11 protein-coding genes and 1 pseudogene are annotated in these 12914 nt (G+C 35.4%); 7 read left to right on the top strand and 5 right to left on the bottom strand.

The features are described from left to right. Positions 1–48 precede the first annotated feature (48 nt). The gene (locus ACYUCW_RS07995) at positions 49–690 is read left to right on the top strand and encodes a hypothetical protein (protein WP_063215538.1); all 642 of its coding nucleotides are present in this window, start codon (positions 49–51) and stop codon (positions 688–690) included. A 123-nt stretch (positions 691–813) separates the two neighbouring features. On the opposite strand, the gene ACYUCW_RS07990 is transcribed toward ACYUCW_RS07995, so the two are convergent. After that, complete coding sequence (locus tag ACYUCW_RS07990; RefSeq protein ID WP_004245051.1) at positions 814–2154, bottom strand: MATE family efflux transporter; 1341 nt, start codon at positions 2152–2154, stop codon at positions 814–816. Between the two features lie 198 nt (positions 2155–2352). On the opposite strand from ACYUCW_RS07990, the pseudogene ACYUCW_RS07985 reads away from it, so the two are divergent. Next, positions 2353–3253: pseudogene (locus ACYUCW_RS07985) on the top strand (diaminopimelate dehydrogenase). Between the two features lie 84 nt (positions 3254–3337). On the opposite strand, the gene ACYUCW_RS07980 reads toward ACYUCW_RS07985, so the two are convergent. Both ACYUCW_RS07980 and ACYUCW_RS07975 read right to left on the bottom strand, forming a co-directional pair. After that, a complete protein-coding gene (locus ACYUCW_RS07980) occupies positions 3338–4165 on the bottom strand; it encodes a phosphoenolpyruvate hydrolase family protein (protein ID WP_004252534.1) in 828 nt (275 codons plus the stop codon). A gap of 16 nt (positions 4166–4181) precedes the next feature. After that, entirely contained in the window at positions 4182–5393 is a 1212-nt protein-coding gene (locus ACYUCW_RS07975; protein WP_004247258.1) for a Tm-1-like ATP-binding domain-containing protein, read from the bottom strand. A gap of 235 nt (positions 5394–5628) precedes the next feature. Between ACYUCW_RS07975 and ACYUCW_RS07970 the strand changes: the two genes are divergently transcribed. The 3 genes from ACYUCW_RS07970 to ACYUCW_RS07960 all read left to right on the top strand — a co-directional run bounded on the left by ACYUCW_RS07970 (position 5629) and on the right by ACYUCW_RS07960 (position 8967). Next, positions 5629–6264, top strand: coding sequence for a TetR/AcrR family transcriptional regulator (locus tag ACYUCW_RS07970; protein ID WP_460408349.1), 636 nt, complete (start codon positions 5629–5631; stop codon positions 6262–6264). Between the two features lie 63 nt (positions 6265–6327). Further along, complete coding sequence (locus ACYUCW_RS07965; RefSeq protein ID WP_004245045.1) at positions 6328–6960, top strand: helix-turn-helix transcriptional regulator; 633 nt, start codon at positions 6328–6330, stop codon at positions 6958–6960. A 213-nt stretch (positions 6961–7173) separates the two neighbouring features. Beyond that, positions 7174–8967, top strand: a complete 1794-nt coding sequence (locus ACYUCW_RS07960) for a hypothetical protein (protein WP_196722292.1) — start codon at positions 7174–7176, stop codon at positions 8965–8967. A gap of 30 nt (positions 8968–8997) precedes the next feature. Here ACYUCW_RS07960 and ACYUCW_RS07955 read toward each other — a convergent pair whose 3' ends face one another. Further along, positions 8998–9408 (bottom strand): GNAT family N-acetyltransferase, encoded by a 411-nt coding sequence (locus ACYUCW_RS07955; RefSeq protein WP_004252530.1) that lies wholly within the window; start codon positions 9406–9408, stop codon positions 8998–9000. A gap of 113 nt (positions 9409–9521) precedes the next feature. Here ACYUCW_RS07955 and ACYUCW_RS07950 point away from each other — a divergent pair, with 113 nt between their 5' ends. Next, positions 9522–10562, top strand: coding sequence for an AbrB family transcriptional regulator (locus ACYUCW_RS07950; protein WP_004245042.1), 1041 nt, complete (start codon positions 9522–9524; stop codon positions 10560–10562). Positions 10563–10646: 84 nt separating this feature from the next. Here ACYUCW_RS07950 and ACYUCW_RS07945 read toward each other — a convergent pair whose 3' ends face one another. Then, on the bottom strand, positions 10647–10997 hold the full coding sequence (locus ACYUCW_RS07945; RefSeq protein WP_004245041.1) for a YacC family pilotin-like protein: 351 nt from the start codon (positions 10995–10997) through the stop codon (positions 10647–10649). 212 nt (positions 10998–11209) lie between these two features. Between ACYUCW_RS07945 and cueO the strand changes: the two genes are divergently transcribed. Further along, positions 11210–12790 (top strand): multicopper oxidase CueO, encoded by a 1581-nt coding sequence (gene cueO, locus ACYUCW_RS07940; RefSeq protein ID WP_460408348.1) that lies wholly within the window; start codon positions 11210–11212, stop codon positions 12788–12790. The last annotated feature ends 124 nt before the right edge of the window (positions 12791–12914 follow it).

Genomic DNA, 12914 nt, shown 5'->3' with positions numbered 1-12914 from the left:
TAGCGAAAGTATAATATTTAATTCTGCTAAATCTATTAGGGAGCAGATATGCAAATTAAAAGTTATTTTAAAAACACTCCATTATCGCTAAAAAGCATTAATAATGAGAGTTATAAATTTAATACAAAATTGAAATCAGCTATATTAAGTTGTTATAATACAATATCCTCTTTTATAAAACCATTTTTTCATAAAACTTCAAATAATTCAGAATTTAAAGTTCATATTTCTAATATTGAAAATATGAAAAAGAATGAAAATATACAATCAGATAATAAAGTAATAAACACGCCTCACTCAATGAAAGATGATAATGATAAATTTGGAGATTTATCTAAAGTACACAAAAAGTTTAAAGTTGATGAAATAATAAATTTAATCATTAATGATATTATCTCTGTTTTAGAAGAAAAACCTACATTAGAGAAAGGAAAAATTATACAATTTGAGGATGAGTTACATTCTCACTCTAAAAGTATTTTATCATCTACTAATGACTCGTCTTTAAATGAGATTAAAAATAAATTTTTAGCATCAATCATCGATAGCATATTAACTTCAGACGAAAAAATAAAATCTGAATTTGGGAATATTAATAATTATAAATATTTTTTATCAAATAGTATAAATGAGACGGTTAGTCGTTCACTGGCTAAAGATAAAAATCTTGTAAAAAATGGCGATAAATAAAATGATAAGCATGAATTATAAAGCTTAAATAAATTTAAAATCATTAATGAATAATGTAGCAAGTTAACTTATTTATAGCTAGTTTCTCAAGGCCTAATAATATTATTAGGCCTTGAAAGAGCATCAAATATCTAAGCGCTTAGCTTGCCATTTACGAGAGCGCCAACGCCATGCATTCGTTAAGCCTCGTAGCCACTCATCGCAAAGAAAACCTATCCAAATCCCAATTAAACCCATTTCCATTTTTATACCAAGGAAATAGCCAATAGGAATAGCAACTCCCCACATAAAACAAACGGCTGTAATGAGTGGGAATTTGGCATCTCCGGCTGCACGTAACGCATTAACCATAACAATATTAAATGTACGCCCAGGCTCCAAAAAGACCGATAAAATAAATAAAGGCAACAGTTGGTCGATAATGCGTTGATCTTCGGTGATAGAATACAAAATAGGATCACGCATAAACCAATAAATAATCACCACACCAATAGTAAATAGCACACCTGCTTTTAAGCTTTTAAAACCCCGTGTAAATGCATCATCAAATCGTTTTGCACCAACTAAATGACCGACTAATATTTCATTACCAATGCTAATCGCAATGCCAAATAACATTAAGAATAATGATAGTTGGAAATAGAGTGTTTGTGCGGCGAGAGGAACTTCTCCCATTAATCCTATAAAGGCAGAGGCGGTCATATAATGTAGAATCCACACTAGGTTTTCACCTGCAGCAGGTAAACCAATATGTAGAATTTTAGCTAACATATTTTTAGACCAAATCACTAATAGTCTTATATCGAACTTAATTCTTAATCCATAGAATAAAAGACCACATAATAAGACAACGGCAATAATACGACCGACAACCGTTGACCATGCAACACCCACTAAACCGTATTGTGGAAGCCCAAAGAAACCATATAGTACAATCATATTGCCGATAACAGTGACAATATTGGCAATTAACGTCACATACATCGCCGCTTTCGATTTACCATAAACCCGCAAACAGGCTGCTAAGATAATTGAAATTGCTTCAGGAATAAGACAAATCCCCAAAATATGGAGATAGTTATAGCCATCTTGTACTAAATGCTCTGGCGTATTCATTACATTTAGAATGTTGTAGCCAAAAAAGAGAATAATAATGGCACTACTAAAGCCCAGCAAAAAGTTAAAGGCGATAGAAATATGAATAGCTTGACTGGCTTTATCGCGCTTACCGGCGCCTAAATATTGAGCAATAACAACGCTACATCCCACGCTAATAAAGTTAAATATGGTGATAAAAAGATCAAAAACTTGGTTACCTACGCCCATTGCAGCTAAATAGGCAGTAGAGACATGACTTATCATGTAAGTGTTAATCAATAGCGTGGCAAGATGAAGAAAAATATCAATAAAAATAGGCCAGCTAAGGGAAAAAAGTGAGCGATCCGCTACATCAGATTGATGCATTGAAAACCTTCTTAAAAACGAGTGAAATAGTGTTGTAAATATAATCAGAGGAAAGTGGAGCGATTTTACATGCTTTATGAATAAGGGAATAGCTAAATTGATGAACCAGTAGCAAAAAAACTTTTTATATGGTTTATTCGTTGATTATTAAACATTATTATCATTCAATAATGATTAACAACGAGAACAGGGAAATAAATGAATACTAAAATAAAAGTCGCTATTGTGGGCTATGGCAATATTGGGCGCTTTGCACTAGATGCAGTACTTGCAGCACCTGATTTTGAGTTAGTGGGGGGTGGTTCGCCGTGATAGTCAAAATATTCCAGATGAACTGCGAAATATAACAGTAACAAATGATATTAAAAGCTTAGGTAAGGTGGATGTTGCTTTATTATGTTCACCAACGAGAGCCATTAAAGATTTGGCTAAATCGATATTGAGCTTAGGTATTAATACCGTTGATAGTTTTGATGTCCACAGTGATATCGTTGCATTAAAAACAGAACTGGATGAGGTGGCGAAAAAGCATAACCGTGTTGCAGTGATTTCAGCGGGTTGGGATCCGGGTTCAGACTCTATTATTCGTACCTTAATGTTAGCTATGGCACCTAAAGGTATTACCTACACTAATTTTGGTCCCGGTATGAGTATGGGGCATAGTGTTGCCGCTAAAGCTATTGATGGTGTAAGAGATGCGCTATCAATGACTATTCCATTGGGCACTGGTGTACATCGGCGTATGGTTTATGTTGAATTAGAAACGGGTGCTAACTTTGCACAGGTTGAGCAAGCCATTAAGGCCGACAGCTATTTCTCATCTGATGAGACGCATATTAAACAAGTTGATAGTGTTGATAGCTTAAAAGATGTTGGTCACGGAGTACAAATGACCCACAAAGGAGTGTCAGGCAAAACACACAATCAATTATTTGAATATGCTATGCATATTAATAATCCAGCATTAACATCTCAATTTATGGTTTCTGCAGCCAGAGCAAGTATGAAACAACAAGCGGGTGCCTATACTGTGATTGAAATTCCCCCCGTTGATTTTTTAGCAGGGGATTTAACTACATTAATCGCAAAACTGGTGTAATCAGTTAGGCTTCTTGCAAATAAAATATTGCCCACATGATGTGGGCAATAGGATCAACGCTTAGGCAAACTTGATGATTTGAGATTAGCGTTTAATATTTTTAAACTCTTTTGTTGTTGCAGTTAAAGCGACTTCTGTTGGTAAACGTTCCATTGAACTTGCGCCATAAAAACCATGGCAATCAGGACAGTTATCAAGGATATATTGCGCATCTTTTGGTGTTGCTATAGGGCCACCATGACAAAGTACAATTACGTCAGAACGTACGGATTTTGCTGCTTTTGCCCAATCGTTAATAAGGGCGACACAATCATCTAAAGTAACGGCTGTTTCTGCACCAATATTGCCACCAGTGGTTAAACCCATATGAGGAACAATAATATCTGCACCGGCTTGTGTCATTGCAATGGCATCTTCACGACTAAAAACATAAGGTGTTGTGAGTAAGCCTTTTTCATGTGCTTTGTGGATCATCTCTACTTCAAGAGCATAACCCATACCTGTTTCTTCTAGGTTAGCGCGGAAGTTACCATCAATTAAACCAACGGTTGGGAAGTTTTGTACGCCAGCAAAACCGATGGCTTTAACGTCATCTAAAAACTTATCAAAATTGCAGAATGGATCTGTACCATTAACCCCGGCAAGCACAGGTGTCTGTTTTACAACAGGCAATACTTCTTTTGCCATATCCATAACAATTTCATTGGCATTGCCATAGGCTAATAATCCTGCCAGAGAGCCACGACCCGCCATACGATAACGACCTGAATTATAGATAACAATCAGATCGATACCGCCTGCTTCTTCGCATTTTGCGGAAAGACCTGTTCCCGCACCGCCACCAATAATAGGCTCTTTACGTGCGATCATGTCATTAAATTTTTTGAGTAATACTTCACGTGAATAAGTCATACTTCTTTCTCCGTGGTTAACAAATAAGTTCCTGGTGTAAATCATAAACTTGCTGATTAAATTCAGCAGAATTTATGTGATATGGACTGATGACTAATTGACGAGTCTCGGTCTCTTTAAATGTTGTTATAAATGCATCAAAAAATGCTTGGTTTGCTTGAGGATCCCAGAATGGCCCCCCTTCAATATCTAAAGCAGAAAAACCGCCCTGTGGAAAAATAAACGTCAGTGGGCCTTCACACTGATTCAATTTTTCAGCGATCCAGATCCCCATTTGACGATTTTCCCTTGGTGTTGTACGCATTAAGGTGACTTGCGAATTATGGTGATAGAAATGACGATCTTTATATTTCTCAGGTACGGTAGCAGGGCGACCAAAATTCACCATATCCAACGCGCCACAAGAGACGATACAAGGTGTTTTAGTGCGGGCGATGGCACCAAAACGATCTTCATCACAAGCAAGGACACCCTCAAATAAATAATCACATACTTCGGTTGTTGTTAGATCAAGAACACTATGAAGTAAGTGGCTGTCTATCAGTTTTTCCATGGCTTTACCGCCACTCCCTGTCGCATGGAAAACTAAACAGTCATAATTATTTTCAAGTTTTTTAGTCAGTTGTTGAATACAAGGCGTAGTTACACCAAACATTGTTAATGCAACAGCCGGTTTATCAACACTATTTTCTTCTTGGTAAAAATAAACAGCACCGGCAATTTGGTTGGCCGCATTTCTCAATACCTTACGAGAGATACGGTTTAAGCCGGATACATCTGTTACGGAGTACATCATTGAAATATCGCTAGCGCCGATATATCCGGAGATATCACCGGAAGCCATAGTCGATACCATCAATTTAGGTACGCCAATGGGCAAAGATTGCATTGCTGGTGTAATCAATGCCGTTCCCCCTGAGCCGCCTAATCCTAAAATAGCGAGGACATCGTCACAGTGGGTTAAATAACGTTCAAAAGCGACGGACATTGCTGCGATAGCTTTTCCACGGTCACCGCAAAACACGGCGTTTTTTCCATCAGGATGGTAACTAGCAACTTGTGCAGCTGTGACGTCAGCTTCTCTTTCTAATGCTGTAGGTTTGGTTGTCAAATCTACGGTTTTGACAGGAAGGCCTGCTTTTTTTATTAATTCACTGACATAAAAAATTTCAGCGCTTTTAGTATCAAGCGTAGTCGCAATATAAATGAAGCCAGCATACTGTTTCATAAGCCTTCCCTTACCTTTTATGATTATTGACGTGTAGATTATAATCACAATGAGACTTGAGTTTCATTTATAATAGCATTATTTTGAGACCCATGTCTCATTATTTTTATTTTTTCTCTTTTAAATGTCGCTTAGGTACACTCAATCGCCTAAAGTAAACTTTAATCGTATTAAGAATAGTTCTTAAAATCAGTATAGTAGCCACGAAAAGTGGAGTAATAGCGAAGGAATTTTTATGAGTTTTAGTCGTAATGAAATAGATACAATGTCAGGTACTCGAAAAAGAACCTACCAATTATTGGTGGCAACGGCATTGCAACTTTTTGAACAAGGGATGTTACCTACCGTATCAGAGCTTGCAGCACATGCTGGTGTTTCAAGGGCAACGGCGTATCGCTATTTTCCTACTCAAAGTGATTTAATTAGTGCTACTGTTGATGCAAGTTTAGCACCGATCATTGCATGGCAGCCCACTCCAGAAGATAATACACAACAGCGTATTACTGCGTTGCTCAATCTTGCTTATCCACAAATGTTTAAACATGAAGGGGCGTTGCGTGGCGCATTGCAGGTTTCATTACAGCAGTGGGCTAAAGAGCGGCAATCAAGCGAATATACAGAAAAACGATTTATTCGTGGTCATCGTAAAGAGATCTTACTTAAAGTCATCGAACCATTAAAAGCGCATTATCCGCAAGAAATGTGGGATAAAGTGATAAAAGCTTTCTCACTTATTTATGGTTCTGAAGTTTTTTTAGTAATGAAAGATATCTGGAAAATGGATGATCAGCAGGTCATTGATATGACCCAATGGATGGCTAAAGCTATTTTAAATCAGGCAAAGTCAGATTTTCCGATAGATAACGATTAATTATTTGAATAAATCGGTTAAAATTGTATAAATCATTTACGTTTTAGCTATTGTAGGATCGTTATGTCACACAAAACTGCAGACCAAGAGTGGCTGGTAGAACAACTAAAATATATTGCACAGGGCATTGGTAAAACATTATCGCCTTTTTGTGAAGTTGTACTTCATGATCTGACCGATAGTGAAAATACCATTATGGTTATTGAAAATAATCTATCAGGTCGAAAAGTGGGGGATAGAGCAACTGAGCTAGGTATGGCAAGGATTGAATCGTCTGATTTTCCACAAATTGTTGCAAACTATCCTAATCAGTTTCCTGATGGTAGAACAGCTAAAAGTACATCGATTGGTATTAAAGATAAACAAGGCAATTATGTTGCTGCTTTATGTTTAAATATTGATATATCGATGATTAAAGGTTTACAAATGGTATTAAATCAATTTTCGACTCTTGAAGAGGGAAATCATATCATTGAAACTTTTAGCTCAGTAACAGAAGATTCGTTGAAAAAACGTATTGATGAATTTTCTGCGACTTATTCAGTGACACCAAGAGCATTGAAACCGCATCAACGACGCGAATTGCTATTGTGTTTACAGGATGAAGGTTACCTTTCACTTCGCAAAGCGATGGAAATTACTGCGCAATATCTCGGTGTTTCAAGAGCAACAGTGTATAACGATTTAAAAGAATGATTAAACGATAAGTTATTTTTTAAATTCCAGCGGAATACAAATCATTAAACTAAAAAAAGATATCATTTTTGATATCTTTTTTTGTTTCTATTTTAAATTTAATGTGATTTTTATTGTAAATGATTAATTAATTACTACTGTGTTATTTTTGTAAGTATAAATTGATAAAAAGAATAAAATAAACAGTTAATTTATTAATGTAAGGGCAATAAAATGGATAAAGTTAATGGTATTGATGTATTTGATAAGGGAATAGTCTTATCTACTAAGAAAGATTATTTAGAATCATGTTATGTAACTATTGCAAAGAAAATAAAGGATATTTCTAATACAACGGCTAAGCCCAGTTTTATAAAAAAAATTATTCATATGATGGAACGATTTACAATGTTTTTTGCAATTAGCCAAACCGGTAGAATGGGAATAAGTAATAGAGATGGGAATTTAAATAGATATAATGAAACACTTACTGATTTAAATAGGAAGGTGAAAGATTTAAAGTGTAAGGTGGATGATTTTAATAATAAACTAACAAAAAAAGATACAGTAGATAGGGAAAAAGATGAGATAGTTACAATTACAGCTGAATATCATAACCTAAACCATTTTCTCTCTTTAATAGAGAATGAAAATTCAAGTTTTAAAGATAGATATAGTTTTTTCAATTATTTAAATGAGTTGCAACGAGCGGAGGCCTTTTGCCGAAATTCATCAAATACAGATTATAATCATCTGGCGGATGAATTTAAAAATATTATTAAGGAAAGAGTTGAAAGAATAAAAAAAGAAGATGTTATAAAAATATTTAATGAAGTGTTGGTAAGGTATGATAATGAAACTCGATTTAAAAATAGCAATGAAAGAATACTAGCTAATTTTTCAAGTAATAAGGAGAAAGAAAAATTTCTGTCTAAAATAAATTTTCTAGTCTGTGTTTCAAAATATAATCTTCCTCTTATGGTAGAGGTAGAGAAGCTTAAAGAAGAATTTCCAGTACAGTTACGGGAAATAATGAATAAAATTCTTTATGAAGAAAGTATAATGGATGAAATTCTTAATAAAGCGAATATTGATTGCGTATATAAGTATTCACTTAAAAAAGTGCAAAATATTTGGATTGAAGAATATATAAATAAGTTTTATGGTGGTAAAGAAATAATAATAGATAAAAGAACAGATGATAATGTCGCTTATTTTGTGGGGGGGGTTGAGTGGGATGATGATGATCTTGATGGAGTTAATAGTACTAATAATGTCAAGTTAGATTCTGAACGTAATCTTTCTGAAGTAAGTGAAATTATTCAGGGAAAATTAAATAAATATGTTAAAGGCGATGAAATATCTGATTTAACTTCTATTCTGGAACAAATAGAAATAGATAAAATAGGAGGAAAAGAAACATATACTTTAATTTCTATTCTGAAAGAGATAGAACGAGGTAAATTAGAAGATAACGAAATATATACTTTAATTTCTACTATGAAAGGGATAGAACTAGATAAATTAGAATGGGACGGAATATATACTTTAATTTCTATTCTGAAAGGGATGAAACTAGATAAATTAGAATGGAAAGAAATATATAATTTAATTTCTATTCTGAAAGGGATGGAGCTAGGTAAATTAGAATCGAAAGAAATATATAATTTAATTTCTATTCTGAAAAAGATAGAACTAGGTCAATTAGGATTGAAAGAAATATATACTTTAATTCCTATTCTGAAAGGGTTAGAACTAGGTAAATTAGAATCGAACGAAATATATACTTTAATTCCTCTTCTGAAAGAGATAGAACAAGGTAAATTAATAGGGAAAGGAATATATAATTTAACTTATATTCAGGAAGAAACAGAACTAGATGAAGATAATATAAATAAGGGTAATTTAAAAGAAGATGATATAAAATATGCTGATATTGTTGAATTAATTGAAGATCAAGTATTTACACAATTAAATGTAGATGGATTTAACATAATAGATAGCGACTTTGCGTTCTCATCTGAATAAGGAAAATAAATATTTTATAGTGTAAAATATTTATAATACTTTGTTTAAATAATATTTTTTGTCACTAATCGGATAATTTTCTAAGGTGCCAAAAATTTCAAATCCCTGCTTTTGATAAAAAGGCAGGGCTTGAAAGCTAAAAGTATCCACCTCAGCATATTTGGCACCTTTCTTTTTAGCTGTATTTTCCATTGCTTGCAGTAATTCTGTACCAATATTGTTACCACGATAGGCCTTATCAACCCATAGATAACGAATACGTAGCCAATTACCTAATATATCACCAGTGATCCCACCTATTTTTTTACCATTTTCCTCTTTAAAAACGGCTAAGGGCGTATATTGCTCCATCTGAATATACTGAAGGTTATGTGTTAATAAGCCTTCATAAATTTCGTTGATTTCATTCGTCGTCGGGGTGGTAGTAATTTTTAATGACATAATTAGCTCTTAATATTAATAAAAATAATATTTAAATTATCATTATTTGTTTATTAAATATTTATACCAGTGATAGGATTGATACCATAATTAAAAAAACTGGATAACACAACATGTCATTTTTAAAAAAACTACCGGGAATTCTGTTTTGTGCACTAATTGGTGGGTTATTAACATTATCTGGTCTACCGATGGCGTTGATGTTTGGGCCAATCGTCGTGGTTATTATTGCTTATCGTTTTAAATGGCAGCTCTCTGTTCCTAAGCATACACTGACTTTTATCCAACTGACCTTAGGCACCTCTGTTGGATTGATGTTTAACCAAGTACATTTAGGGAGTGCGGATAATTTAGTGCTTCTTTTGATTATCCTCGTTATTTGTTTAGCCATTCAATTTGTTGTCAGTTTCTTATGGTTTCATCGTCATATTGGTTGGACAAAAGAAGAGGCTATGTTAGGCGCTGTACCTGGCGCGATGGCGGCTATTCTTGCTTTAACAGATCATACCAAAACACCACCACAAAAAATTGTTATTTCTCATACTATTCGTTTAATCGTATTGATTATTATGGCTGGATTTATTGTTGGCTCAGATAAAGCAACCCTTACGGAGTTTACATTACCTGAAATGACACTGTTGTCATCGATGTGGTTATTATTAATTGTCGCGTTAGGGCTAGTATCTGGGCTTTTATTACAGAAAATTCATTTTCCAGCACCGTTTATGTTGACATCATTAGGCAGTGCAATATTGGTACAATCTTTTGTCAGTGAGCCGATTGCTTTTCCAATGCTATTAAATGAACTCAGCATGGTGTTAATTGGGATGAATATTGGCGCACATTTTGTGGTTTTTCCTTTTGCTTCGTTAATTAAAAATGCTTTTTCCTCTGTGCAAGTGGTCATTATCAACGTTATTTTAACGGTGATCGTTGCATTGAGCGCGGCTTATTTAACAGGGGCACCTTGGACAACGCTGGTATTAGCTTGGGCACCGGGAAGTATGGAAGCAATGACATTTGCCGCGATCACTATGAATGTCGATGCGGCTTTTGTGATGTCGAATCATATATTGCGCATGTTGATCATTCAAAGTATTCCTTCTATTGCCTTGTTTTACAGTGAACGAAAGCAGAAAAGAAAACGTGAGTAAAATAGCAATAACAATAAGATATCGACAGATATAATAAATTGAAAAGCCACTGTATCAGTTTGATAGAGTGGCTTTTTTATACAATTAATAGTTTAGTAAGCTAAGTGATTTTTGGGCTAGTAGTTGACATTTTTTGTTATGAGCAATTTGTATATTTTTTAAATCCTGATAACTATCTTCATTAAGCTTGCTCATTGGGAGCATTGAATAATTAGAGACATCCCACTGCTGAGATTGTGAAAAAATAATCAGCGCTCGTTCTATTTTTTGTTTTGAGATCTGCTCATAACCACAATCATTATTTAAAAACAGGTATACCGCGGTTAAATCAGCTAAGTCTTCTGCTTGAGTATAAGTGAGTGCTTTTGCACTAGAAGAAAAAAGCGTGGCAAAAGAAAGAATAATAGTGCAGAACAAAGCGAACATTTTTTTCATTAGTGGTGACATTCCTATATGTGATGATTTCACAAGATTTGTTATTTGACTTAATTAAGTTAAAAGTTTTGCAAAGACCCGTTGCTTTGTGTGGTTTCTATTTGACCTTCCAGTAAGGGGAGACTTTAGCATTGCTCAATAGTTTATCGATAAATTTATTTACCTAATTATGACAAATATAGAGTAATTGATTTTATTCAAAGGAATACATTATGCAACGTCGTGAATTTTTAAAATTAGGGGCAACATTAAGCGCCGTCACACTATTACCAAGTTGGAGCCGTCTCGCATTCGCCCAAACTAACACGCCTTCACTCGCTATTCCACCTCAAATTAGCCCAGACAAACAACAAAAGATTGTTCTTAATATCCAACAAGGTGTTTCCCAGTTTACTGCTACAGCAAGTACAACTACTTGGGGGTATAACGGTAGCTTATTAGGCCCAGCATTAAAATTAAAACGTGGTGAACCTGTTACTATTGAGATCAATAACACGCTGCCAGAGACTACGACGGTGCATTGGCATGGTCTTGAGATAAGTGGTGAACAAGATGGAGGTCCTCAAGCAACTATCGCACCGGGTAAATCACGAACAGTAACTTTTACGCCAGATCAAGCGGAGTCGACATGTTGGTTTCATCCCCATACTCATGGGATCACCGGAAAACAGGTGGCAATGGGGTTAGGGGGATTAGTGATCATCGAGGATGACGAAACGGCCAAGCGAAAGTTACCTCACCGCTGGGGAGTGGATGATTTACCGGTTATTTTACAAGACAAACGCTTAGACAGTAACGGTCAAATTGACTATCAACTTGATGTGATGAGTGCTGCAGTAGGTTGGTTTGGCGACATGATGCTCACTAATGGTGCGATTCAACCGCAACACATTGTACCAAAAGGTTGGATTAGATTACGTTTCCTCAATGGTTGTAATGCACGTAGTCTTAATTTAGCCACCAGTGATGGCCGACCAATGTATGTAATTGCTAGCGATGGTGGGTTATTAGCGGAACCAGTCAAAGTGACAGAACTCCCTATTTTAATGGGGGAGCGTTTTGAAGTACTGGTTGATACTTCAGATGGACGTGATTTCGATATTGTCACTTTACCTGTCCGACAAATGGGGATGGTATTAGCGCCATTTGATAATGTATTACCTGTATTACGTCTACTGCCTTCAGCAGAAAAAGCGGTGGGTATTTTACCTGATCAATTAGCCTTAATTCCTGCATTACCATCACTAAGTCATATTGCGACACGTTCATTACATTTACGTATGGATATGCGTTTAGATATGCAAGGTATGATGGCGCTAACGGAGCGTTACGGTGATAAAGCGTTAGCGGGAATTCACCACGGTATGAGTCATATGCGTCAGGGCAATGGAAATGGCATGATGGGGGGCGGCATGAATTGCGGCCATGGCTCTGCGGATGTCGATATTTATAATGCAAATAGCATCAATGGGATCTCATTCTCAATGACCGAACCTGCATTTGATGTTAAACAAGGGGTTTATGAACGCTGGCTGGTTTCTGGTCGTGGCGACATGATGTTACATCCATTCCATGTTCACGGAACACAGTTTCGTATTTTATCGGAAAATGGGCGTAAACCTGAAAAACATCGCCAAGGTTGGAAAGATATTGTCAGAGTGGAAGGGCAAATTAGCGAGATCCTTGTAAAATTTGACCATTTAGCGACAAAGGAACACCCATTTATGGCTCACTGTCACTTATTAGAACATGAAGATACAGGAATGATGGCGGGCTTTACGGTGAGTCGATAATTTTTACTGTAATAAGTAACAAAATTAGCGATAAAAGTTTGCAAAGGGAGTAAAGCTAATATTTTATTCCCTTATTTTCCTTCATTGACAACGTCGCATGATGATAGAAATTCTGGTACAATCG

The organism is Proteus sp. MB838 (genome assembly GCF_054767435.1).
This window is presented reverse-complemented; position numbering and strand designations above follow the sequence as displayed.